Source organism: Streptomyces sp. LE64, from assembly GCF_052606915.1.
Map to the genome: position 1 here is coordinate 3,284,533 of NZ_CP199708.1, position 23,182 is coordinate 3,307,714.

The window sequence follows — 23,182 nt, forward strand, 5'->3', positions numbered from 1 at the left end:
GGCGAGTCCGGAGGAAGGACCGGGTGTCGGGACCGTTCGGGCCCTGCGGGTCGATCAGGAACCGTGGACGTACCTCCGCAGGTGGCGGGCGGTCAGGGACCGTTCCGCGCCCGGGTGGCCGTCGGCGCTGCCGACGAGTTCGGTCGGGGTGCCGGTGAACACCACCTGGCCGCCGTCGTGGCCGCCGCCCGGACCGATGTCGATGATCCAGTCGGCGTGGGCCATCACCGCGAGGTGGTGCTCGATGACGATGACCGAGTTGCCGTCGTCCACCAGCCGGTCCAACAGGGCGAGCAGCTTGTCCACGTCGGCCAGGTGCAGCCCGGTGGTGGGCTCGTCCAGGATGTACGTCGAGGACTTCTCCGCCATGTGGATGGCCAGCTTCAGGCGTTGGCGCTCGCCGCCGGAGAGGGTGTTCAGCGGCTGCCCGAGCCGCAGGTAGCCGAGCCCGACGTCGTTCAGCCGGGACAGGATGCGGTGCGCCGGGCCGGTGGGGAAGAAGGCGTGCGCCTCGGCGGCCGACATGCCGAGCACCTCGCTGATGTTCTTGCCGTCCAGCCGGTACTCCAGCACCTCGGGCGTGTACCGCCGCCCCTCGCACTGCTCGCACACGGAGGCCACCCCGGCCATCATCGCCAGGTCGGTGTAGACCAGGCCGACGCCGTTGCATCCCGGGCAGGCGCCCGCCGAGTTGGCGCTGAACAGGGCCGGCTTGACGCCGTTGGCCTTGGCGAAGGCGGTGCGGATCGGGCTCAACAGGCCCGTGTAGGTGGCCGGGTTGGAGCGGCGCGAGCCGCGGATGGGCGCCTGGTCGGCGACCACCACCCCGTCGCGGTGCGCGAGGTGGCCGTGGATCAGGGAGCTCTTGCCGGAGCCGGCGACCCCGGTGACCACGGTGAGCACGCCGAGCGGCACGTCCACCGAGACGTCCCGGAGGTTGTGCAGGGTGGCGTGCTCGATGGACAACTGCCCGGTGGGCTTGCGGACCTCGGTGCGCAGCGCGGCCCGGTGGCCCAGGTGGCGGCCGGTGAGGGTGTCCGAGGCGCGCAGCCCGGCCACGTCGCCGGAGTACTGGAGCAGCCCGCCGTCCGATCCGGCGCCGGGGCCGAGGTCCACCACGTGGTCGGCCATCTCGATGACCTCGGGCTTGTGCTCCACCACCAGCACTGTGTTGCCCTTGTCGCGCAGGCGCAGCAGGAGGCCGTTCATCCGCTGGATGTCGTGCGGGTGGAGTCCGGTGGTGGGCTCGTCGAAGACGTAGGTCACGTCGCTGAGCGCGGAGCCGAGGTGGCGGACCATCTTCACCCGCTGGGCCTCGCCGCCGGAGAGGGTGCCGGAGGTGCGGTCGAGGCTGAGGTAGCCGAGGCCGATCTCCACCAGCGAGTCCAGCAGGTGGACCAGTCCGGCCAGCGCCGGGGCGACCGAGGGGGCGTCGATCCCGCGCAGGAACGCGACCAGGTCGCTGATCTGGAGGGCGGCGCACTCGGCGATGTTGCGGCCGTCGATCCGGGACTCCAGCACGGCCCGGTTGAGTCGGGCGCCGGCGCAGTCGGGGCAGGTGGCGAAGACGACGGCGCGGTCCACGTAGGCCCGGACGTGCGACTGCATCGACTCGCGGTCCTTGGAGAGGAACGAGCGCTGGATGCGGGGGATCAGGCCCTCGTAGGTGAGGTTGCTGGTGCCGACCTTCACCTTGGTGGTCGGCTTGTGCAGCAGGTCGTGCAGTTCGGTCCCGGTGAACTCCGCGACCTTCTTCGCCGGGTCGTAGAAGCCGGACTCGGCCAGCACCTTCCACGGCCAGGAGTCGACGGCGTACCCCGGGACCAGCACGGCGCCCTCGTTCAGCGAGAGCGAGCGGTCCACCACCTGGTCGACGTCGATCTCGGAGACCTGGCCGAGGCCCTCGCAGGTCGGGCACATGCCCTCGGCGTTGTTGAAGCTGAAGGCGTGGGCCGGGCCGGCGGGCGGGGTCCCGATCCGGCTGAAGACGATCCGCAGCAGGGTGTACGCGTCGGTGGCGGTGCCCACCGTGGAGCGGGAGTTGGCGCCCATCCGCTCCTGGTCGACGACGATCGCCGCGCTCAGACCGCGCAGCGCGTCCACGTCGGGGCGGTTGGGCGGCGGCATGAACGACTGGATGAAGCTGGTGTACGTCTCGTTGATCAGCCGCTGGGACTCCGCAGCGACGGTGCCGAAGACCAGGGAGGACTTGCCGGAGCCGGAGACCCCGGTGAAGACGGTCAGCCGGCGCTTGGGTATGTCGACGTCGACGCCGCGCAGGTTGTTCTCGCGGGCGCCGCGGACCTCGATGTGGTGGTGGCCGTCGGCCGCGGTGTGCCGCGCGGCGTCGGGGGGCGTGCCGCCCGGGGTGGTGGTGCGGTGTTGGTGGTCGGCCTCGGCCGGCATGACTCTCCTCGGGCGCCTGGCGGCGGCGTGCTGGGCCGCCTGCGGGTGGTGTCGGCGGCCCAGGGTACAGGAAACTGAATACGCTGTACGCAAATGGTGTGGGCAGGCCCCGGGCCGTTCCCGCCGGTCGGCGGGGCGTCACCCGGACGGCGCCCGCGGGTCGCCGGCCGGCCGCCCCCGGCGGAACGTGGGGACGTCGTGTCCTTCCCCAGACCAACCGGACGGTGCGAGGTGGCCGAGTGAGCGCGATGGACGTACCGGAGGACGCCCCCCGTGGGACGGCACGGGAGGAATCCCGGGCCGCCGCGGCCAAGGGGGCGGCCAACCCCACCCTCACCTGGGTCATCCTGGCCCTGATGACCACCGCATCGGTGGCCAGCCTGCGGGCCGCCCCCACCATGGCCGTCTACGGCCTGGCCTGCGTGTTCCTCTACCTGCTGCCGGCGATCGTCTTCCTGCTGCCGACCTCCCTGGTCTCCGCGGAACTCGCCTCCGGCTGGAGCGGCGGCGTCTACCGCTGGGTCAGCGAGGGGCTCTCCAAGCCGCTGGGCTTCCTCGCCGTCTGGTGCCAGTTCGCCATGACGATCTTCTACTACCCCAGCCTGTTGGCCTTCGTCGCCAGCACCATCGCCTACATCATCGATCCGGCGCTCGCCGCCAACGGCGTCTACACCGCCATCGTGATCATGGTCCTGTACTGGACGGGCGTGTGGGTCTCCTCCCGGGGCACCAAGACCCTGGCCGGACTCTCCTCCTGGGGCCTGATCATCGGCACCCTGGTGCCCGGCACCCTGCTGGTGGTCCTCGGGCTGGTCTTCCTCGGCCAGGGCAACCCGTCCGCCGCGCCGATGGACGCCGCCAACCTCTTCCCCCAGTGGACGGGCCTCGCCAGTCTCGTCCTCATCGTCAACAACTTCCTCAGCTACTCCGGCATGGAGATGAACGCCGTCCACGTGTCCTCGCTGAAGGACCCGCCGCGCGAGTTCCCCAAGTCGATGTTCCTCGCCATGGGGCTGGTGCTGCTGATCTTCATCCTGCCCGCGCTGGCCATCAGCTGGGTGGTGCCCGCCGACCAACTCAGCCTCACCGCCGGCGTGATGCAGGCGTTCGACGCCTTCTTCTCGTACTTCCACATCGGCTGGCTCACCCCGATCGCGGCCGTCGCGCTCATCGCCGCCTCCCTCGGAGGCATGCTCACCTGGCTCGCCGGCCCCTCCAAGGGCCTGCTGCTGATCTCCCGCGAGGAGGGCTACCTGCCGCCCTTCCTCCAGAAGCTCAACCAGCACGGCATCCAGCAGAACATCCTGGTCACCCAGGGCGTCGTGACCACCGCCATCGCCCTGATGTACGCGCTGATCCCCAACGTCTCCAGCGTCTACTGGATCTTCTCGGTGATCACCACCCAGGTGTACCTGATCGTCTACCTGCTGATGTTCGTCGCAGCGGTACGGCTGCGCAGGACCCAGCCCGACCACCCGCGCGGCTACCGCGCGCCCGCCCTGCCCCTGCTGTGCGCGGTCGGACTGCTCGCCTCCCTGGCCGCGCTCGCCATCGGCTTCGTGCCCTCCTCCCAGTTCGGCGGCGGCAGCGTGTGGGCCTACGTCGGCATCGTCGGCGGCGGCCTGGTCGTCCTCGGCCTGCTGATCCCGTTCGCCTTCCTCAAGCTCCGCAAACCCAGTTGGCGCACCCACGTCGGCGAGGACGCCGCCGAGGGAGAGGGGAGGACCGCATGAGCCCCACCCGCTTCGCGAACCAGCACAAGTGGATCTACATAGGCGCGATCCTGCTGCTCGTCGCCCTGGTCGTCATCGGCATCGTCCAGTACGAGGCCGTGCGCACCACCAACGAGGCCCAGAAGAAGGCCGAGCAACTCGCAGACATGCTGGAGGCGGACGGCTTCCGGCGTCCCGACCCCGAAGCCGTCGCCCGCACCCTCGGCACCGACGGCGGGCCCGTCTGCCAGGACCCCGACGCCGCCCTCAAGTCCGCGCTGTGGAAGGTCAACCTCTCCAACGGCGCCACCGGCCCCGGCCAGCGCCCGGTGATCTCCGACCGGCAGGTCGTCGAGGCCGAGGCGATCGTCCTCGGCGTCTACTGCCCCGACCAGCTGAAGCAGATCCAGGACCGCATCGACGACCTCAAGACCTCCGACACCGTCAGGCGGTGACCGATGACCGACCACCCCACCCCCGACCCGGACGGGCTGGGCGCGGCCGTCGCCGCCCTGATGGACCGGGCCCGCACCGACCTCGCCGACCTGGTCGCCATCCCCTCCGTCGCCGACCCCCGCCAGTACCCGCCCGAGGAGTGCGCCCGGGCCGCCCGCTGGGTCGCCGACGCCTTCGCCGCGGTCGGACTGCGCGACGTCCACCTCGCCGAGACCCCGGACGGCAGCCACGCCGTCATCGGCCACCGACCGCCCCCGCCCGGCGCCCCCACCGTCCTGCTCTACTGCCACTACGACGTGCAACCCCCGCTCGGCGAGGACGCCTGGCACTCCCCGCCGTTCACCCTCACCGAACGCGAGGGCCGCTGGTACGGGCGGGGCACCGCCGACTGCAAGGGCAACATCGTCATGCACCTCACCGCGCTGCGCGCGCTCGGCGAGGACGGCATCCCGGTGGGGCTGAAGTTCGTCGCCGAGGGCTCCGAGGAACAGGGCACCGGCGGGCTGGAGCAGTACGTCGCCCAGCACCCCGAGGAACTCCTCGCCGACGCCCTGCTGGTCTGCGACACCGGCAACGCCGCGGTCGGCGTCCCCACCGCCACCACCTCGCTGCGCGGGCTCGCCAACGTGGTGGTCACCGTGACCACCCTCGCCGGCGAGATCCACTCCGGCATGTTCGGCGGCCCCGCCCCCGACGCCCTCGGCGCCCTGGTGCAGGCCCTCGCCTCGCTGCGCGACCCGGACGGCGGCACCCGGATCGACGGACTCCCCGCGGACGGCACCTGGGACGGCGTCGGCTACGAGGAGGAGCAGTTCCGCCGCGACGCCGGCGTCCTCGACGGGGTGCGGCTCACCGGCACCGGCACCGTCGCCGACCGGCTCTGGGCCCGGCCCGCGGTCACTGTCCTCGGCATCGACTGCCCGCCCGTCGTCGGGTCCTCCGCCGCCGTCCCCGCGACCGCCCGCGCCCGGGTCAGCCTGCGGGTCCCGCCCGGCACCCACCCGGACACCGCCCGCGACGCGCTCACCGCCCACCTGGAGCGGGCCGTGCCCTGGGGCGCCCGGGTCACCGTCGAGGCCGAGAGCGGCGGCTCCCCCTTCCGCGCCGCCACCGACGGCCCCGCCTACGCGGCCCTGGACCGGGCCATGACCGAGGTCTACGGCCGGCCCATGGAGTTCCTCGGCCAGGGCGGCTCCATCCCGCTCTGCAACGTCTTCGCCGAGACCTACCCCCGGGCCGAGATCATCCTCATGGGCGTCGAGGAACCCCGCTGCCTGATCCACGCGCCCAACGAGAGCGTGGACCCCTCCGAGATCCGCCACATGGCCGAGGTGGAGGCCCGCTTCCTGCGCCACTACGCGACGGCGGCCCGGGCACCGCGGGCGTGACCCGGCCGCCGCCCACCGGCCACCGCGCCGACCCGGTGCGGCGCTGGACGGCGATCGGGGGCGCGGTGGCCCTGCTGGTCACCGCCTACTTCCTGGTCCCCGACCGGGCGCTGGGCCCCGAGCGACCGGTGCTGAGCTGGACGCTGCTCTCGCTGGGGCTCGCCGTGATCGCGCTGCTCATCCTGCGCCACATCCGGGACGTGCTGCTGGAGCGCGAGGGCACCCATCCGGCGTTCGCCATCATCGTCCTGATGTGCGCCACGGTGCTGGTCTTCGCCGTCGCCTACCGGGCCCTGGCCCGGGACCCCGGCGAGTTCGACGGACTCGCCACCCGGGTGGACGCCCTGTACTTCACCGTCGTCACCCTGGCCACGGTCGGCTTCGGCGACATCACCGCGCGGGGCCAGTCCGCCCGGGTGGTGGTGATCCTCCAGATCGTCTACACCTTCGTCTTCCTCACCGCGGCGGCCACCGCGGTGACGACCCGGATCCGCTCCCGGGTCACGTCCCGCTCGGCCGGGCGCCGTGCCGGTCGGCGAGCTCGCTGATCCGGGCGGCCAGGGCGGTGTCCTTCGCGGTGATCGCCCCGCCCGCGTCATGGGTGCTCAACGCGAAGCCGACGGTGGCGTACAGGATGCTGACCGCGGCGTGGTGGTTCGCCCGGTCCTCGACCGCCGCCACCGCCGCGTACAGGGCGGGCAGGTCGCTGCGCTCGACGGCGTAGGACGCGGTCAGCTCGCCGTCCCGGACCGACCAGCCCGGCAGTCCGGCCAGGGCCTCGTCCAGTTCGGCGGGGGTGAGGGGTGCGGTGGGGGGCACGGGGCGACTCCTGGGGCGTGGGTGCGGCGCTGGCGGTCTGCTTCCGCCGTTTGTACACCGACGGGCGGCCGGTGGTCCCGATTCGTACGGGCAGGGGCGCGGTGGGGTCGGGCGACACCGTCCGCGTCACGGTGGGTGGACCGGCGCCGTCCGGAGTCCGCGCGGGCACGTACCGCTTCCCGCCCGGCGGTGGACGTGAGGCGGGCCTGCTGTGCCTCGGCCAGGGCCCCGGCCGTCTGCCCGCCGCAGAAGAGGTCGTGCCGGGCCACCCGCACAGGGCGCCCGTGACGATGGCGGCCCGCCTTCCCCCACCCAACACCGCTTCAGAGTGGCGGCGACCTGCTCGCGGGCCTAGTCGTCAGATCACCGGCGGGCGGCCCAGCCGGGTCATCCGGGCGACGGTCCGCCACCGCATCGGGCGGCGGGGCCCGCCGGAGGTGCGGACGCCCTCCCAGAAGCCGCCGGCCCAGGCCCGCAGGCCGGGCGCCGAGCGGGTGCGGGCCACGGTGAGCAGCGTCCAGGTGCCGAGGTAGGCGGGGACCAGGGGGGCGGGCAGGTTGCGCTTGGCCAGCCAGACGCGGTTGCGGGCGGTCATCCGGTAGTAGACGGCGTGCCGGGCCGGGGAGGTCTTGGGGTGCTGGAGGAGCACCGCGGGCTCGTAGACGATGCGCCAGCCGCCGTCCAGGGCGCGCCAGGCCAGGTCGGTCTCCTCGTGGGCGAAGAAGAACTCCTCCGGCCAGTCGCCGACCCGGTCCAGCATCCGCATGGACAACGAGTGGCCGCCGCCGAGGAAGGTGGTGACCTCGCCGCCGCGCATCGGGTCGGAGGCGCGCAGCCGGGGCACGTGGCGGCGGGCGGTCTCGCCGTGCTCGTCGGCGATGCGGAACGCGACGACGCCGAGGCGGTCGTCGGCCGCGTGCAGCGCGGCCAACCGGCTGAGCACGTCGGTCTCGACGAGCAGCCCGTCGTCGTCGAGGTCCACGACCACGTCGACGTCGCCGAACCGGCGCAGCTCCGCGATCGCGACGTTGCGTCCGCCGGTGACGCCGAGGTTCTCCTCCAGTTCCACGCCGTGCACGTGCGCGGGAAGCTCCGGGAGCGGGGCGCCGTTGCCCACCACGACCACCCGGGTCGGCGCGAGGTCCTGGCGGGCCACCGAGTCCAGCAGGGCGCGCAGCTCCACGGGGCGGTTGCCCATGGTGAGGATCGCGATGCCCATGCGCGGGTGACCCATTGGTGAACTCCGTCCGTACGCCGCCTTGCCGGAGGCCGAGCCTACCCGCGGGCGGCCCGGCGACCGGCAGGGCGGGGCACGGTACGGGGCGCGGGGTCAGCGGACCGCCCCGGCGAGGGGGCGTTCGGGGTCCCGCTCGGGGCCTCGGGCGGGGCGTGAGCCCGGCGCCGACCACCGTCCGCCGTCTCGGGCTCTCCCCTCGCGCCGCGGGCCCCCAGCCCGCCGGGCGCACCGGGCTGGGGGGCGCACGCCGGCGCAACGCCAGGCGCGCCGGGCTGACCCCGTGGGGGACCCCGGCCGGACGGGGTGTGGGGCCGCCGCGCACCCTGGTGTCCGCCGGCGTGCGCCCGCGCTCGACGAACGCCGCCCGCTCCCAACAGCACGCCGGTGGAGCTCTGCTGACCGGAGGTCAGTCACGGGTGGCCGGATAGAATCGACGGGCGGACGGCGATCGGTGCACGGGGGTTCGGTTGCTCACCTGGTCTGGTGAAGAGGTGCGGAGCGCGGGCCGCGCCCTGTCCGCCTTCCTCCTCCGCGAGGCCCCGGAGCCACCGACCGGAGCACCGGAAGGCGCCCCGGAGGAGCCCGGCCGACCCGGCGGGTCCGGCGGGTCCGGGGGTCCCGCCGGTTCCGTCCGAGCCGTCGGCCCGGACGGCTCGCACCCCCCGTCCGTCCCGGAGCTCGTGCCGCTGGCCGTCGCCGCGGTCCTCGCCCTGCGCCGGCGCGCGCTCTTGGGAGCGGGCGGCCCGCTCGCGCCGGAGTGCGCGTCGGAGGCCGGCGCGACGGCCGCCGACCCGTACCGGGACGGCGGCCTCACCACCCGCCTGATCCGCGCCGCCCGGGCCGCCGACTCCCCGGACGGCCCCGCCCTCGCCGACCTGCTGCGGTGGGCGGCCCGGCTGTGGACCGGTTCCCCCGTCCCCGCGGCGGACGCCGTGCCCGCCCCGCTCGCCCCGGTCCGAGAGGCGGCCACTCATCCCGGGCCCGACCCGGACGCCCCGCGCACCGCGGACGGAACGCCCCTGCTGACCGCCCTGGCCCGGGCCGCGCTGGACGCCGTCGAACCCCGCTCCGCCCACCGGGTCGCGACCGCCGTCCGCGACTGGGGCCCGCCCGCGGAGGAACTGCGCCCGCACCTCGCCCCCCTGGACGAACTCCGCCGCCGGGCGGCCGGGTTGGTCTCGGGCACCCCCGGAGCCGCCGCCGTGCCGGACCCGCTGCGGACGGCCCTGGAGGCGGCCTTGGAGGCGGCCCTGGACGCCGGGGACCTCCCCCGGGCCGAGGCCGCGGTGGAGCACCTCGCCCGGGAACACCGCCGACTGACGGTGACGCACCGGCTGGCCGAAGCCGAACGGGCCCTGGCGGCGGTCCCCGGGCCCGCCGCCAGGGAGGGCCTCGCCCACCCGGACGCTTCCCCCGACCCCGACCCCGACCGCGCCCACGACCTGCGACTGCACCTGCGCACCGCCCGGATGTACCTGGCCGCCGGCGACCTCGACACCACCGAGCAGTACCTCGACCTCGTCACCCGCGCACTCGCCCCCGCCGTCGAGCCCACTGCCGAGCGGCCCACTGTCGGGCCCCCCACTGCCGAGCCTCCTGCCGTCGAGCCCCCGGCCCCCGCTCCCGCCGTCCCGTCGGACCCGTTGCCGCCCGCCGCCGCACTGCTGGACCGCACCTCCCCGGGCGCCGGCGACGTCCTGCGGGCCACCGTCGGCGACCCGCACCGCTGGCGGCTCTGGCACCACCTCGCCCGGGACCTCGAAGCCCGGGGCGACACCGAGGGGGCCGCGGCGGTGTACGCGCTGGGCCGTCCCCCGGTGCCGCCGCCCGGCCCCCGCCGGCCCCCCGTCGCGCCCTACCCGGAACTCGAACTCCTGCCCCTGCTGGACGAGCCGCCCGGGGACGCCCCCGTCGACCGCTCGCCCGCCGCCCTCGCGGACCACTACGCACGGGCCGTCGCCGAGGGCTCCCCGGTGGCCCTCGGCCGGGCCGCGGGCTGGTACGTACGGGCCGGCGACCCGGGCGCGGGGCTGGAGTTGTACCGCGCGCACGCCCACGAGCAGTACTTCGGGGCCGCCGCCGTGTGGAACCTCGCCTGCGCCTACGCGGCCGTGGGCGCCGAGTCGGAGGCCCTGCACGCGCTGCACGTCTTCGCCCGCATCCTGCCGGGCGCCGCCGACCCCGGGCAGCGCGCCGCCCTCGACGCGTACTGCGCCCGGCGCGACACGCCCTCCCCGCTCCCCCGCGCGCCTGCCCCCGAACCGGACGCCGCGCCCGCCGGGGAACCGGACGGCGCCGGCGAGCCGGGAACCACGGCCGCGCCGGAGCGTGCCCCGGGCGCGGGGGCCCCGGTGGACGAGCCGGCGCTCGCCGCCCGCGCCAAGGAGCTCCACGACGGGGGCCGGACCGACGAGGCCGTGACCCTCCTGGAGGAACTGCTCGCCGCCAACCCGTCCGCCCCCGCCGCCTACCTGCTGATGCGCATCCACCGCGAGCGCGGCGACCTGTCGTCCGCCCGGGTGACCGTCCACCGCATCGCCGGCGCCCGCGGCGAACTGAGCTGGCGCCACCACGTGGAACTGGCCCGCGTCGCCCTCGACCGCCGCTGCACCGACCTCGACGAGGCCCGCACCCAACTCGCCCGGGCCCGCGCCAAGGGCGCCGGACCACACTGGACCCAGCCCCTGGAGGAGCGCCTCGACCGGGCCTCGGGCCACCCCGCGGAGGCCCCCCTGCCGCCCCGGGGCCGCCCGGACCCGCCGGCGCACGGGCGCGGCCACCACGGGCCGGGGCCCGAGGAGCCCGGCGTGGCGCAGGCGCTGCGCGAGGGCCGGCTGCCGGAACTGCTGGCCGAGGCCCGCTCCGGTGCCCCCCGCCCCGGCCGGGACCTCGCCACCGTCCTCGCCCACCTGCGGACCCTCAGGCTGAGCGTGCCGCCGCCGGCCACCCTCGACCTCGTCATCGAGGCCGTCATGGAGGTCCGCGACGACTACGCGGCCCGCGACCTGGCGACCTGGCTGATGGACCACCGCTACTGGGACGAAGCTGTCGAGGTGCTCCAGAGCTGCGTGCCGTGGATCTCCCCGGAGCGGCTGCCGCGCGTGGTGCACCTGCGGGACCGGGCCGCCCGCGCCGGCGGCGTCCTGGAGGAACTCGACCCCGTCTGCCCGCCGGTGCGCGAGGACGCCGGGCAGCCGGTGCGCGCCGACCGCCGGGAGATCCCGCCGCACCTGGTGGTGATCGTGGAGCCGGAAGCCTCCTTGCTCCCCGTCTGGCGCGCCCAGAACGCCTCCACCGCCACCCCCGACGACCGGGCCGACCTGTGGGTCGAGGCCGTCCGCGCCCACCCGGTGGCCTTCGGCAACGCGCTCGGCCACCTCGTGGCCGCCGGCCGCGCGGAGGACGCGCTCCGACTGCACAGCACCTACGCCGAGGAGCTGTGGCTCACCGCGGGCGCCGCCTGGAACCTCGGCTGCGCCTACGCCGCCACCGGCCGCCTCCCGGCCGCCGCCGCGGCCTTCGCCTACCAGGCCAGGGTCGCCACCCGCCCCCACACCGCGCCCCGCCTCCAGCAACTCACCGCCCTGTTCGACGAGGTGGGGCGCCCGGTGCCGCACCCGCCGCACTCCGCGCCCCGGCCCGCGCCGGTGCTGCGCCGCCCGCCCGAGCCCGGCACCGCGCCCAGCCCGCCCCGGGCGGCGCTGCACATCACGGAGGCCGAGTCCACGGCGGCCCGGCTGGTCGCCCAGTGCCGCAACGAACCGAGCACCCACCACTTCCGGCTCGCCGCCGACGCGGTCCGCAAGGCGATCCGGCTGGACCCCAGCGGACGGGAACGGCACGCGGCGGCGGTGCGCGAACTGTTCGCCCTGCGGGCCCCCGAACCGGCCAGCGCCGCCGCCCTGGCCATGGTGCTGGAGACCGCCCAGCTGACCGGCGAGGCGTGGGAACTGCTCGCCCGGTGGATCGACGAGCGGGCCGCGCACCCCGAACTCCTCGGCCCCGCCGTCCGCATCGCCCGCCGGGTGGACCGGGTGGGCGAGCTGCGGGAGGCCCTGCTGCGGCACCTGCGCCCCGAGTCCGGGTTCGAGCACCACCTGACCCTCGCCAAGGCCAGCCACGAACTCGACGACCCCGCCGGGCGGGCCCGCCACGCCCGGCGGACCCTGGACCTCAACCCGAGCTGCGCCGAGGCCGCCTACCTGCTCGATCCGCGGGGGCGGGCCGAACAGGCCGAGAAGGCCGGACACGCCCCGCCGGTGCCGGTCGACGCCGCCACCCCGCGCGCCGAGGCCGTCGCCCTGCTCGCCCGGGCGTACGCCACCGACCTCGACCCGCTCGACCGGTACGCGCTGACCCGGCTGCGGCCCGCCACCCACCGGACCGCGCTGCGCGCCACCCTGCGCGAGGGCAAGAAGGGCAGCCTCGCCGAACGGGTCGCGCCCCCCGCGCTGCTCGCCGACGCCGAGCCGATGCTCACTGCCGCCGCCGCGGGGGACTGGGAGGCCGCCGCGGTGCACGCCCGGGCGCTGGTCTCGGGGCGGCCCTGGCACATGGGCGTCGCCAACGCCGCCGCGATGTGCCTGATCCGGCTGCACGACCTGCCCGAGGTGAGCGCCGGCGAGAGGGCGCAGATCGACGAGGAGGTCCGCGGACTGGCCGCGATGGCCGGCGACCCCCGGGTGCGCCGGGACGTTTTGGTCCGCCTCGCCTTCGCGCGCGGCCGCTACGAGGAGGCCGAACGACGGCTCGCCGCGGTGCCGCGCTGGCAGCTCAGCGATCCGGACGTGTGGGCGCTCGCCGCGCTGCGCGCCGGCGCGAGCATGTGCGCCCGGCCCGCCGCCGCCGCCGCGCTGCTGCTGGAGCACGGTCGGCTGCGGGCCGGCGTCCCCGGCCGGCGGGCCGCCGCCGTCGCCGCCGTCCTCGCCGCCCGGGCCGGCGACGACGGGCTGACCGATGCGGCGATCACCGCCTACCGGCGGGCCGAGGAGCGCGCCCGGCACCCCGCGGACCTGGTGACCGACGCGCTCGCCGTCGACTTCCCGGAGGTCCTCAACAGCGCGGGCTCCCCGGTGCTGCCGCCGGCGCAGGTCGACCGGGTCGTCGCCCACCTCGCCGAGGACCCGCCCCGGCTGCTCGGGTTCCTGCGCCGCACCGGCCACCACACCGGACGGAAGGGCCCCGAACAGCGCCGGGAACTGGTGGCCCGGCGACTGCACCTGTTCGAGGCGTACGCCGCGAGCGGCCGGATCGGCGCGGCGCTCGGCCGGCTGGCGGAAGCGGAGGAGTACGGCGCGGGCCGGCGCACGGTGAGCGCCCCGCTGGAGCGGTTGTGCGCCCGGCACGGACACCGCGACCCGGCCGGTGCGGCCCGGGCACTGCTGGACCACGGGCCCGGTGCGCCGGGCGCGCACGGCGCCCGCGGGTCCGCGCAGCGGACGGCGCTCACCGCCCTCGCCGAGGAGATCGCGACCACCCCGCCCGACCTGGAACTGCCCGACCGGGTCGCCCGGTTCCTGACCGAACTGGCCCGGGGCGTGGACCCGCTCGCCCGCGTCGTGGTGGACCGGCTCGCCCCCGTCTGGGACGAGCAGGCCCGGCTGGTGCTGGCCGCCGCCCGGCTGGTGCCCGTCGACGCCGCGGACCCGCGGGACCCGGACGGCGACCCGGTGGCCGGGCTGATCGTCCGGACCACCGCGGTCCTCGCGCAGAGCGATCCGCTCGCCGAGGACGTCCTGCTCGGCCGGGGCCCGTACGGGGCCTGCGTGCGCACCGTCCAGCGGGCGCTGCGCGCCCACTGGGAGCGCAGCGTCACCCTCCGGTTCCAGCAGGGCGTGCCGGTGCTCTCCCGGTCCCGGGCGACCCGGATCGGGGAAGGGCCCGTCGAGGCGGTCTTCGAACTGCGCACCGGGCAGCAGCCGCCGCGGGCCGCCGAGGTCCGCCGGGCGGGCGCCGCACAGGGCTGGGAGAGCCACGAACCGCCCGCGGACGCCGCCCTCCAGGGGCTGTTGGTCGTCGAGGGGCGGGACGCCCGGGCGGAGGCCGTCACCCTGGAGCTGCGCTGGCGGTTCGCCGACCAGGGCTGGTCGCAGCCGGTCCGCTACGAGGTGCCGGTGGAGACCCTGCCGCGCCGGGACGCGGTGGGCCGCCGGTTCGACCCGAAGGCCCGCACGGGACGGGAGATGTTCGTCGGTCGCCGGCGGGAGAAGGCGCAACTGCGGCGGACCTTCGCGTACGTGACGGAGTCCCCGGTCAGCCCGCAGCTGATCACCGGCTCCCGGCGGGTGGGCAAGACCTCCCTCATCGAGGACCTGCGCCGGCTGGACGGCCCCACCGGGGTGCTGCTCGCCCCGGCCCAGTGGCCGGTGCCGCACCTGTTCCCGCTCCTGGTCAGCGGCCAGTCGGCGCCCCACCCGGTGCGCGATCCGCTGCGGCTGGTCATCGCCGAGGCCGATTCCCGACTGCGCTGCCTGTACCCGGACCTGGACCTGGCGCCGGTCCTGGAGGCGGCCCCGCCGGCGGGCGCCGGGCCGGTCCTGGTGCCGGAGTTCGCGAGCTGGTGGGAGGCGGTGCGCAGACGGGTGTGGCCCGGCGAGGCGGTCAAACCGCTCGTCGTGGTCGACGAGTGCCAGGAACTGCTGCGCGGCTACCGGTCCGACACCGAGGCCAAGCGCCAGGCCACCGGGGTGCTGCGGGACCTCGGTCAACGCGGCGAGATCGCCCTGCTGTTCAGCGGCTCGTGCACCTACTCCCAACTCCAGGCGCTGCTGGCGGGGACCCTGATCGGCACCGACATCTCCGCCGCGCTGCCGATCGGGCTGCTGGACTCCTCGGACGCCCTCCAGGTCATCCACCTGGGTTTCCCCGACGAACGGGACGGGTTCTCCGTCGAGGTGCTGAACGGGTCCGCGGTCGCCGCCTACGAGGCCACCCTCGGCCACCCGTACCACCTGCACCTGCTGGGCGAGGCGTTGGCCACCTCGCTGGAGGAACGGGGGCGACGGGTGGTGGACCCGCCGCTGGTGCACGAGGCGGTGCGCCGGGTGGTCGACACCGAGGGCGCGGTGACCGGGCTGCTCGACCAGTACGACGCCCCGGGGCCGGTGCCGCTGCTGCTGTTCGAGGTCGCCGACCGGCTCAAGGACAGCCGCACCGAGAGCGCCCTCAAGGAGGGCTGGAGCCAGGACAAGTGCGAGGAACTGGCCGACTACATCGACCTGGGGCTGCTGCGCCGCGAGGGCGGGAACCTGGCCTGGGTCAACCCGATCGTGGAGCGCTGGTTCGACGGCGACCGGCTGCCCGCCTCCCCGCAGGACGCGGTGCTGCACCACGCACGACTGGAGGTCACCCGCCGCGGCACCCGGGACGGCCACCTCGTCTACCAGGTGCGCGACCCCGAGGGCGTCCGCTACCGGGCCACCCACCTCGCCGACGGCGACCCGCAGGCCGTCGCCCGCCGGTTCAACGAGGTCGCCCGCGCCACCTCGGCGCTGCCGGAGCGCTGGGCGGCGCACGGCAGTTGGCTGCTCCAGCCGGACGTCACCGGCCGCTCCCTGGACCACTACCTCAACCCCAAGGAACGCGTCCCGGTCCGGGAGGCCGTCCGCTGGATCATCGACGTCTGCCGGGTGCTGGACGCGGTGCACCGGCACACCGGGCTCCCGCACGGCGACATCCACCCCGACCACCTGGCGCGCGACGGCGAGGTGCGGATCACCGGGTGGGGCCACAGCGGCACCTTCGACCAGGAGCGCCCCGGGGTGGCCCTGCACACCTGGACCTCCGACTACTACGGGCCCCAGTGCCAGCCGGGCGGGCCGCGCACCACCCGGCACGACACGGTCGCCCTGGCCGCGCTGCTCCACCAACTCCTCGACGAGGAGAGGCGGTTGCCCTGGCCCACCGGACCCACCGCCCACGGCGTCGAGGCCGACGTGATCGCCGAGGGCCCGGTCGGGGACGTCCTGCACGCCGTACTGGCGCAGCCCCGCCACCCCCGGCACACCAGCCCCGCTGCCCTCGCCGAGAAGCTCCAGGCGGCCCTGCTCGCCCTGCCCGAGGAACCCGAGCCGGAGGACACCGCGCCACCGGCCCCCGTCGTCCAGCAGCTGACGTTCCTCGGCCCGGTCGGCGCGGTCACCGGTGCCGGCGCCCGGGTGGACGTCGGCCGGGTCGGCGAGCCCGGTGACCGGGACGCCCCTTGAACTCCCGTCGCCCCGCCCGGGGCCGCGGGACCCGCACCACCCAGGAGGAGAAGGACCCATGGCAGAGGTACGGAACACCTTCCACGGCCCGGTCGGCAGCGTGTCCGGCGACGGCGCCAAGGTGAGCATCGGCAACGTCGGCGACGGCGTCGGCACGGTCAACGAGGGTGGCGCGACCGCCGCCGACTCCCCGGCCCTGCTCGACCTCATCGCCCGGCTGCGCGTCGAGATCGCCGAGGTGCGGGCCCAACTGCCCGACCGGGACGCCGACGAACTCGTCTCGGCCGTCGACGACCTGGAGGAGGAGGCCCGCCAGGAGGAGCCGCAGCCGAGCCGGTTGAAGCGCTTCGCCCGCAACGTCCGCGACATCCTCGCCGACGCGGGGGAGACCCTCGCCCCGTTCGGCACCGCGGTCGGGATCTACACCGCGCTCGGCGGCTGACCCGACCCCGCGGCATCAGGGCAGCACCACCGCGCCCAGCGGCCGTTCACCGCCGGGCAACCGCCGGGTGGTGCCCCGCTCCAGGTCCACGACGGTGACCCCGTCCCAGTACCCGGCACGGGTGAACCCGCCGGTGACGTAGGCGGTCCGGCCGTCCGCGGACACCGCCACGTCCTCGTGCGGGCCGTCGAGCGGAACGATCCGCTCGGCGCCGTCCGGGGCGCGCACCGTCAGCGAGGCCCCGCCCGTCGCCTCCCCGATCGGGCCGGTGCCCACCACGAGGAGGGTGCCGTCGGCGGTGAGCGCCGCGCCGTGCTGGTGGGTGTCGGCGGTCATCCGCTCGACGCCCACCCGCCCGGTGCGCGGATCGAGCACCGCGAGCCGCTCGCCCTCGAACGGCAGCAGCAGCCGCCCGTCCCCGCGGACCACCGCGTAGTGCGGCTTCAGCCAGGAGCCGAGGCCGCCCTCGGTGCCGTAGGGGGCGACCTCGAAGCGGCGGGCGGTCAGGGTGTCGGCGCGGACCGCGGTGACGTCGAAGGAGTCGTGGTTGGTGGCGTACACCTCGCTCCCGTCCCGGGACACGTCCACGTCGAAGGGCCGGCGCCCCACCGGCACCGTCTCCACGACCTCGCGGGTCGCGGTGTCGATCACCTCCAGCACCCCGGGCCCGTCCGGCACGTTGACGCCCACGTACAGCCGCCGCCCGTCCGGGGAGAGCGCGATGCCCATGCCGCCGCCCCGGTACTCCCCGTCGGTGACCGGCCCGGTCGCGGTGCGGTACGGGACGCGGCCGAGGGACTTCCGGGACCGGGTGTCCACCACGGCGACCCCCTCGGCGGTGGCGACCCAGGCCCGCCCGTCCGCGCCCAGCGCCAGTCCGTAGGGGGCGGTGCCCACCGGCACCGAGTCGAGGGGCCCCCGCTCGGGGTCGAGGAAGGTGACGGTGTCGGCGCCGAAGTCGGCGACCAGCAGGGTTCCGGAGGGCGTGCGCGCCGGCGGAGTGCCCCGGGGCGCGGGGGCGCTCGACGCCTCCGCGGTCGCCCCCTCGTCCGCAGTTCCGGCCGGCGCCGAGGCAGGGGCGCATCCCAGCAGCAGCGCGCCGGCGAGCAGCACCGCGACCGCCCCGCCGGTCGGGCGCCCCGGGCGCAGCACGCTCACCGGGCGTCCCGCAGCACGGCGGCCAGTTCGGCGAACCCGCGCCGCTCGGCGTGCGTCAGCGCGGTGACCCCGTCCCGGTCGGCGATCCCCGGGTCGGCGCCCGCGGCCAGCAGCACCGCCACGATCCGCCGGTACGGCTCGCCGCCGTCCCCGAGGATCACCGCCTCCAGCAGGGCCGTCCACCCCAGGTCGTTCACGTGGTTCACGTCGATCGAGGTCTCCGCGAGCACCGCCTCGACGTAGGCGAGGTGGCCGCGTTCGCTGGCCGGGATCACCGAGACCCCGCCGAAGCGGTTGCGGACCGTGACGTCCGGCCCGGCCGGGAGCAGGGTCCGCAGCATCGGGACGCTCCCGGTGACCCCGGTCACCAACCAGGCGCTGTCCCGCCGGTCGTCCTGCGCGTTGGGGTCGGCACCGGCCTCCACCAGCACCCGAGCGGCGGCCACGTGGTCGCCCAGCGCCGCCACGAGCAACGGCGTGCGTCGGTGTTCGTCCCGGGCCTCGACGGCGGCTCCGGCGCGCAGCGCGTCCCGCACCGCGTCGGCGTCGCCGTCCGCGGCGGCGGCCAGCAGGCGCCGGTCGGCGGTGGTGTCACGGTCGGCGGGCATGGGCGGCTCCTGTCCTCGGCTGGTGCGGCCGTCGTCGGGAGGGGCCGCCCGGTGACGCCGCCCCGTCCGGGACCGCGCCACCTCCCACTTTGCCCTCCGCGCCCCCGCGACCGGGTCCCCACCCCGGCCCCCGGCTCCGGGCCGTCCGGTGGATCGGGGGGTCGGCCGATCGGTCGATGCGCACCGCCGGGGTCCGTGCTCGACGCGCCCGGGGGACGGGCGTCAGGGCAGCAGGGTGGTGCCCGGGCGGTCGGCGACCAGGGCCCAGATGACGAAGATGTCGATGGCGATGACGATGATCGCCCAGATCGGGTAGTAGGGCAGGAAGAGGAACTGGGCGATCAGGCTGAGCGAGGCCAGCACGATGCCGGTGATCCGGGCCCAGTTGGCGTTGCTGAGCAGCCCCCAGCCGGTGAACACGGCGATGACGCCGAGGATCAGCAGCAGCCAGCCCCAGCCGGTGAGGTTGATCTCGTACACGTACGAGCCGACCCGCTCGTACACCTCGTCCTCGGCGATCGCGGAGATGCCCTGAAGGATCGCCAGGACGCCGTTGCACAGCAGGAGCACTCCGGCGAACAGCACTCCGCCCGCGACCCATCCGCCGCGCGGGTCGGGCGCGGGGGCGCGTCCGTGGTTCCACGGGGTGCCCCCGGCACCCTGAGGGGTGCCCGCTTGCCCCGCCGGAGGGGGCGTCTCGTCGCTCATGGGAACCCTTTCGTCTCCACGGCGGCCTGCGGCCACCGCAACGGAATCTCGCCTTCCACCGTGATCCGATCCGGTGCGCACGGCCACACGGGTGACTCCGTCCGGGTGACGCCGGCCGGACCGGCCGGGCTCAGCCGAGCGGTGGCGGGGCCGGCCCCTCCTCCGGTCCGGGGGTCGGCGCCGGCTCCGCCACGAAGGTCACCACGGCGAGCGCGCACACCAACCCCAGGCCCAGCCCCACCAGCACCCCGGGCGTCGGCCACGACCACAGCACCAGGGCCAGCGCCGCCGCGGCCACCAGCCCCCACCCGAGCGCCGCCCGGTACCGCCCCGCCCAGGGGCCCACCGGACCGGTCCGGAACCCGGCCCGGTCGGCGAGCCCCCGGAGCGCGCCGATGCCGTCCGCCCACACCTCCCGCACCGCCCGGGCCCGCCGCCCGCCCCCGGTGACCCAGGCGGCGAACGCGACCACCACCCCCAGGGCCCCCACCACCCGCACCGACGCCCGCAGGAACCGCACCAGGGCGTCGTACACCGACCCGGCGGCGCCCTGCGACACCCCGGCCGGCAGCGCGTCCAGGTACACGGCGCGGAAGACGGTCAGCCCGACGCCCAGCAGAGCCACCGCACCCGCCACCCCGAGCGCACCGACGACCAGGGCGCGCCGGCGCCGCCGGGCCACCAGCACCCCGCCGGCGACCAGCACCGCCGCCACCACCGGCAGCCAGTTGCCGAGCACCTGGAGCACCCGGAACCAGACCCGCACCTCACCGAGCTGCTCGCCCCGCGCCACGGTCAGCTCGGTGTGCACCTCGGGAATCCGCCCGGCGACGGTGAGCCCGTCGTCGACCAGCCGTTGCTTCACCCGCTCCACCACCGGCCCGAGGTCGACGGTCACCGTGTCGTCGGTCAGCTGCACGGCACCGCCGCCGCTGCCGGTCAGCGCCCTGTCGACGGCGTCGTGCGCCCGCCGGTTCGCCTCCGTCCACAGCTGCCGGAAGGCGTCCGACCGCGCCACGTCCAGGGCCCGGTCGTGCACGAAACCGCGCACGGCGCCCTCCAGCGCCCCGCCCGCCTCGCCGAGCGCCCGGGCCAGCCGCGGCCGGTCCGCCGGTGCGACCCCGGACAGCAGCGCGGGCAGGTCGAGCCGGGTCATCAGCGCGGCGGTGACCCGGTCGGCCGCCGCCTCCTGCACCTGAGGGTCGTCGGCCAGCGGGGCGACCGTCGCCACGTACCGGTCGGTGTTCCCGACCTCGTCAGAGGCCCAGGACGCGAGGACGGACAGCGGGGCGAGGACGCAGCCGAGGGCGATCAGCAGTGCGGCGAGGGAGGCGCGGACCCGGTGGTGCCCGGTCCGTTCCCGCTCCTCCTCCAGGGCGGCCACCCGCTCCCGCAGCGCCGCGAGTTCGCCGCCGGCTCCGTCGTCGCGCACGGGCCCGACCTCCCCGTCACTGGCCACGGGCGCCCTCCTCGAACGTGCGGTGCGACGGGCCGGGCGTGGACGCCACCGGCTCCCGGCCCGCTCCGCCCCGGTCCGGCCAGGCTCGGGTACCGCGCGACGGCCCGCGACCCCGGCCGGTGCGACCGGGTGAGACCCGACCTTCACGGTCCTGTCACAGGGCGCGGGGGAGGGCCGAGGTCCCTTGCCTCCCCTTCCCGTGCCAGGTACCTTGCAATGCATGGAACAAGGTGAGGCAAGCACGACAGCGGCCGAAGGGAAGGTGGTCAGCCAACTGCGCAAGGGCGTCCTGGAGTACTGCGTCCTCGCCCAACTGCGGGACGGCCCCCGCTACGGAGTCGAACTCCTCGAAGGGCTCGCCGCGGTACGGGTCATGACCACCAGCCAGGGCACCATCTACCCGCTGCTGTCCCGGCTGCGCCGCGAGCAGCTGGTGGACACCTTCCTCCGCGAATCGCCCAGCGGCCCCGCACGCCGCTACTACACCCTGACCCCGACCGGACGGTCCGCCCTCGCGGAGTTCGCCGCGAGCTGGCCCCCGTTCCGCGACGCCGTCGACCACTTCCTGAGCTCTGGGGGGACCCACGCATGACCACCACGCCCGTCACGCTCGACCACCCGCTGGTCCGCGCCTACCTGGACACCCTGCGCCAGGAATCCGCCGTGCTCTCCGCGCTCCGCCGCGAGGAACTCCTCGCCGACCTCGGCGAACACATCACCGCCTCCCTCGCCCGCACCGCCTCCGACGCCGACGTGCGCCGGGTCCTCGACGAACTGGGCGACCCGCGCACCATCGTCACCGCGGCGCTCGCCGAAGAGCCCCCCGCCCCCGCCCGGCCCGTCCCCACCCGCCACACCAAGGGCCTGCTGTGCCTGCTCTCCCTCACCGGCGCCCTCGTCGCGCTCAGCCCCCAGGTCGGCACCCTCGCCCTGCTCGTCGGCCTCGTCCTGCTGTGGCGCGCCCCCGAGTGGGAGAACCGCGCCAAGGGCATCGGCACCGCCGGCGTCCTCGCCACCCCGCTGCTCCTCCTCGGCTTCGGACTGCTGGCCGCGGGCCGGATCGGCCCGGTGGAGATCCTGCTCAGCCTGATCGTCTGGCTGACCATCCCGACCCTGACCAGCGTGTACCTGTGGCGCCAGGCGGGCGCGCGGGCGGGCTGAGGGGCGGACTGAGGGTCGGGGAGGGAGGCGGGACGCGTTGGCGTTCGGCCTCCCTTTCCTTTGCTGAGGAAAAGGAGGAAACAGGAAACTTCCGTTCAGCCCAGCGAAATCCCCCTGAGGCATGCCAGACTCGGCGTCAGTCCCGGCCGGACCTGATGACGTAACTGCCTTGCTCACCTTGGGAGGAGAGGTCGGTGGAAGCAGATCTACGTTTCGGTGCTGAATTGCGTCGCCTGCGGCAGAGTGCCGGCATGACGCTGGATGATGTTTGCCGTGAGGTGAACTACAGCAAAGGTCATCTCAGTAAGGTGGAACGCGGCGACAAGAAGCCCAGCATGCCGCTCGCACGTGCTTGTGACGCGCTCTTCGAGACGGGTGGCAGGCTCGCCGGGCTGGTCGGCCCACCGGGGAAGTCACCCGGCAGGCCGCGCCGAGCCAGACGGGACGTGCTCGCCACGGGCGTCGGTTCCTTCCTGGGAACCCTGTTGGTCGCGGAAGGGGCGCCCCTGCCTCCGGGAGGCACCGTGCCCCCGGCCCACGTGTTCCGGGACCAACTCGACCACATGCGCAGGCTGGGCCAGAACAACGACCCCGTCACCGTGATCCCCCCGCTCCGTGCCCAGACGGTCGCCCTCACCACCCTGGCCGCCCACACCACGGGCCGTGACCGTGCCGAACTCCTCCTCCTCGCGGCGCGTTCCGCGGAGTTCACGGGGTGGATGGCACAGGAGGCCGGAGACGCCCGGGGTGCGCTGGAGTGGACCGCGGAGGCCGTCGAACTCGCGCAGGCGGGTGGTGACCGACACCTGAAGGACTACGCCTTGGTCCGGCAGGCGCTCGTCACCTTCTACGACGGACGGGCCCAGGAGACGATCGCCCTCGCCGAGAGGGCCCAGCGGAGCGCTGCCCCGCCCCGGGTCCGTGGATTGGCGGCCCAACGAGAGGCGCAGGGCCACGCACTGGCCGGAGACGAGAAGGCGTGCCTCCGAGCTCTCGACCGGGCACGCGGGTTGCTCGTCGATGACGACACGGTGGACGGGGCACCCGTACTCGGCCCCAGCAACCTCCCGGACCCCGTCGCCATGGTGACCGGTTGGTGCCTGTACGACCTGGGGCGGCACCGGCAGGCAGCAGCGGTGTTCGAGAAGGAGTGCGCCCGCCTCCCGCGGCACGCGGTGCGGACCCGGGCCCGCTACGGGCTCCGCGGAGCACTCGCGCACGCCGCCTCCGGAGAGGTCGAACGGTCCTGTCAACAGGCCCGAGAGCTGCTCGGACTCGTCGAACAGGCGCCCTCGGCGACGATCCGGGCGGACGTACGCCGACTGGACCGGGAACTGGGGCGGTTCCGGTCCCATCCCGCGGTACGCGAGTTGCGCCCTTCCCTGGCGCACGCGCTGGGTTCCGGCCGCTGAGCCCTGCCCGTC

16 protein-coding genes are annotated in these 23,182 nt (G+C 75.5%); 9 read left to right on the top strand and 7 right to left on the bottom strand.

Annotated features, from left to right (window positions below; all coding sequences use genetic code 11):
* Positions 1 to 54 precede the first annotated feature (54 nt).
* On the bottom strand, positions 55 to 2,406 hold the full coding sequence (locus tag ACSMX9_RS14910) for an ATP-binding cassette domain-containing protein (protein ID WP_445402783.1): 2,352 nt from the start codon (positions 2,404 to 2,406) through the stop codon (positions 55 to 57).
* Between the two features lie 239 nt (positions 2,407 to 2,645).
* On the opposite strand from ACSMX9_RS14910, the gene ACSMX9_RS14915 reads away from it, so the two are divergent.
* The 4 genes from ACSMX9_RS14915 to ACSMX9_RS14930 are packed head-to-tail and all read left to right on the top strand — an operon-like array spanning position 2,646 to position 6,510.
* Positions 2,646 to 4,139, top strand: a complete 1,494-nt coding sequence (locus tag ACSMX9_RS14915) for an APC family permease (RefSeq protein ID WP_445402784.1) — start codon at positions 2,646 to 2,648, stop codon at positions 4,137 to 4,139.
* Positions 4,136 to 4,573 (top strand): hypothetical protein, encoded by a 438-nt coding sequence (locus tag ACSMX9_RS14920; protein WP_445402785.1) that lies wholly within the window; start codon positions 4,136 to 4,138, stop codon positions 4,571 to 4,573. The genes ACSMX9_RS14915 and ACSMX9_RS14920 overlap by 4 nt, the downstream gene beginning before the upstream one ends.
* A 3-nt stretch (positions 4,574 to 4,576) precedes the next feature.
* Entirely contained in the window at positions 4,577 to 5,962 is a 1,386-nt protein-coding gene (locus ACSMX9_RS14925) for a dipeptidase (RefSeq protein ID WP_445402786.1), read from the top strand.
* Positions 5,959 to 6,510 carry a potassium channel family protein gene (locus ACSMX9_RS14930; protein WP_445402787.1) on the top strand — a complete coding sequence of 184 codons (552 nt, stop codon included), beginning with the start codon at positions 5,959 to 5,961 and terminating at the stop codon, positions 6,508 to 6,510. Before ACSMX9_RS14925 ends, ACSMX9_RS14930 begins: the two co-directional genes overlap by 4 nt.
* On the opposite strand, the gene ACSMX9_RS14935 is transcribed toward ACSMX9_RS14930, so the two are convergent.
* A complete protein-coding gene (locus ACSMX9_RS14935; RefSeq protein ID WP_445402788.1) occupies positions 6,464 to 6,781 on the bottom strand; it encodes a 4a-hydroxytetrahydrobiopterin dehydratase in 318 nt (105 codons plus the stop codon). The two genes, ACSMX9_RS14930 and ACSMX9_RS14935, sit on opposite strands and share 47 nt — an antisense overlap.
* A gap of 358 nt (positions 6,782 to 7,139) precedes the next feature.
* The gene (locus ACSMX9_RS14940) at positions 7,140 to 8,015 is read right to left on the bottom strand and encodes a glycosyltransferase family 2 protein (protein ID WP_351248773.1); all 876 of its coding nucleotides are present in this window, start codon (positions 8,013 to 8,015) and stop codon (positions 7,140 to 7,142) included.
* Between the two features lie 683 nt (positions 8,016 to 8,698).
* Between ACSMX9_RS14940 and ACSMX9_RS14945 the strand changes: the two genes are divergently transcribed.
* Both ACSMX9_RS14945 and ACSMX9_RS14950 read left to right on the top strand, forming a co-directional pair.
* On the top strand, positions 8,699 to 16,222 hold the full coding sequence (locus tag ACSMX9_RS14945) for a hypothetical protein (RefSeq protein WP_445402789.1): 7,524 nt from the start codon (positions 8,699 to 8,701) through the stop codon (positions 16,220 to 16,222).
* A 58-nt stretch (positions 16,223 to 16,280) separates the two neighbouring features.
* The gene (locus tag ACSMX9_RS14950) at positions 16,281 to 16,664 is read left to right on the top strand and encodes a hypothetical protein (protein ID WP_445402790.1); all 384 of its coding nucleotides are present in this window, start codon (positions 16,281 to 16,283) and stop codon (positions 16,662 to 16,664) included.
* Between the two features lie 15 nt (positions 16,665 to 16,679).
* On the opposite strand, the gene ACSMX9_RS14955 is transcribed toward ACSMX9_RS14950, so the two are convergent.
* The 4 genes from ACSMX9_RS14955 to ACSMX9_RS14970 all read right to left on the bottom strand — a co-directional run bounded on the left by ACSMX9_RS14955 (position 16,680) and on the right by ACSMX9_RS14970 (position 20,597).
* Positions 16,680 to 17,816, bottom strand: a complete 1,137-nt coding sequence (locus ACSMX9_RS14955; protein WP_445402995.1) for a beta-propeller fold lactonase family protein — start codon at positions 17,814 to 17,816, stop codon at positions 16,680 to 16,682.
* 2 nt (positions 17,817 to 17,818) lie between these two features.
* Positions 17,819 to 18,430 (bottom strand): ankyrin repeat domain-containing protein, encoded by a 612-nt coding sequence (locus tag ACSMX9_RS14960; protein WP_445402791.1) that lies wholly within the window; start codon positions 18,428 to 18,430, stop codon positions 17,819 to 17,821.
* Between the two features lie 222 nt (positions 18,431 to 18,652).
* On the bottom strand, positions 18,653 to 19,138 hold the full coding sequence (locus ACSMX9_RS14965; protein ID WP_445402792.1) for a DUF7144 family membrane protein: 486 nt from the start codon (positions 19,136 to 19,138) through the stop codon (positions 18,653 to 18,655).
* 130 nt (positions 19,139 to 19,268) lie between these two features.
* The gene (locus ACSMX9_RS14970; RefSeq protein WP_445402793.1) at positions 19,269 to 20,597 is read right to left on the bottom strand and encodes a hypothetical protein; all 1,329 of its coding nucleotides are present in this window, start codon (positions 20,595 to 20,597) and stop codon (positions 19,269 to 19,271) included.
* 220 nt (positions 20,598 to 20,817) lie between these two features.
* On the opposite strand from ACSMX9_RS14970, the gene ACSMX9_RS14975 reads away from it, so the two are divergent.
* The 3 genes from ACSMX9_RS14975 to ACSMX9_RS14985 all read left to right on the top strand — a co-directional run bounded on the left by ACSMX9_RS14975 (position 20,818) and on the right by ACSMX9_RS14985 (position 23,170).
* Positions 20,818 to 21,189, top strand: a complete 372-nt coding sequence (locus ACSMX9_RS14975) for a PadR family transcriptional regulator (protein WP_351248953.1) — start codon at positions 20,818 to 20,820, stop codon at positions 21,187 to 21,189.
* On the top strand, positions 21,186 to 21,758 hold the full coding sequence (locus tag ACSMX9_RS14980; RefSeq protein ID WP_351248955.1) for an HAAS signaling domain-containing protein: 573 nt from the start codon (positions 21,186 to 21,188) through the stop codon (positions 21,756 to 21,758). The genes ACSMX9_RS14975 and ACSMX9_RS14980 overlap by 4 nt, the downstream gene beginning before the upstream one ends.
* Before the next feature lie 194 nt (positions 21,759 to 21,952).
* Positions 21,953 to 23,170 (top strand): helix-turn-helix domain-containing protein, encoded by a 1,218-nt coding sequence (locus tag ACSMX9_RS14985; RefSeq protein WP_445402794.1) that lies wholly within the window; start codon positions 21,953 to 21,955, stop codon positions 23,168 to 23,170.
* Positions 23,171 to 23,182 lie beyond the last annotated feature (12 nt).

Excerpts from the sequence above, each read along its gene's own strand:
- ACSMX9_RS14910 (WP_445402783.1), bottom strand. The coding sequence starts at position 2,406 with ATGCCGGCCGAGGCCGACCACCAACACCGCACCACCACCCCGGGCGGC.
- ACSMX9_RS14920 (WP_445402785.1), top strand. The coding sequence starts at position 4,136 with ATGAGCCCCACCCGCTTCGCGAACCAGCACAAGTGGATCTACATAGGC.
- ACSMX9_RS14925 (WP_445402786.1), top strand. The coding sequence starts at position 4,577 with ATGACCGACCACCCCACCCCCGACCCGGACGGGCTGGGCGCGGCCGTC.
- ACSMX9_RS14940 (WP_351248773.1), bottom strand. The coding sequence starts at position 8,015 with ATGGGTCACCCGCGCATGGGCATCGCGATCCTCACCATGGGCAACCGC.
- ACSMX9_RS14950 (WP_445402790.1), top strand. The coding sequence starts at position 16,281 with ATGGCAGAGGTACGGAACACCTTCCACGGCCCGGTCGGCAGCGTGTCC.
- ACSMX9_RS14960 (WP_445402791.1), bottom strand. The coding sequence starts at position 18,430 with ATGCCCGCCGACCGTGACACCACCGCCGACCGGCGCCTGCTGGCCGCC.
- ACSMX9_RS14965 (WP_445402792.1), bottom strand. The coding sequence starts at position 19,138 with ATGAGCGACGAGACGCCCCCTCCGGCGGGGCAAGCGGGCACCCCTCAG.
- ACSMX9_RS14975 (WP_351248953.1), top strand. The coding sequence starts at position 20,818 with ATGGAACAAGGTGAGGCAAGCACGACAGCGGCCGAAGGGAAGGTGGTC.
- ACSMX9_RS14980 (WP_351248955.1), top strand. The coding sequence starts at position 21,186 with ATGACCACCACGCCCGTCACGCTCGACCACCCGCTGGTCCGCGCCTAC.